The organism is Bartonella sp. CL25QHWL (genome assembly GCF_042195335.1).
Lineage (GTDB): Bacteria > Pseudomonadota > Alphaproteobacteria > Rhizobiales > Rhizobiaceae > Bartonella.
Genome location: NZ_JBHIOE010000020.1, coordinates 3,992 through 4,359 on the forward strand (window position 1 = coordinate 3,992; position 368 = coordinate 4,359).

At 46.2% G+C, this 368-nt stretch carries 1 protein-coding gene; it reads right to left on the reverse strand.

From position 1 onward, the window contains the following. Positions 1-368: phage protease (locus tag ACFILY_RS08480; protein ID WP_375673312.1), on the reverse strand; the 368-nt coding region annotated here is incomplete at both ends.

A 368-nucleotide genomic window follows, 5' to 3' on the forward strand; every position in this document is an offset into this window, starting at 1 on the left:
TTCAAGGCTACAGAGCGCACGATATTCCTCGCGAGCAGCCGGCAAAATCTTGCCCTCTTCAATGGTCTTATCTAAAAGACTCTCAATGGCACTGTTTTTTTGCTCTTCTTGCAAAAGCGCTAAATCTTCTCGCGCTTTTGTTAATTGGGCATTTAATTCCACGCGTTCCTTTTCGCGCGCTTTAAGCGTTGCTAAAACCTCATCCGCTTTAGCATCTTCTGCCAGCGATAGTGCACTGGCAATGGCTGTCAAATCCATCATTTTCTCCGTCAAAGTTATAGGGGAAGGCTGTTCACGGCTTAAAGCCGTCATGACAAGGGCTGGACGGTTCACCAAACCAGCACCTGCTAAATTCAAAATTTCACCTT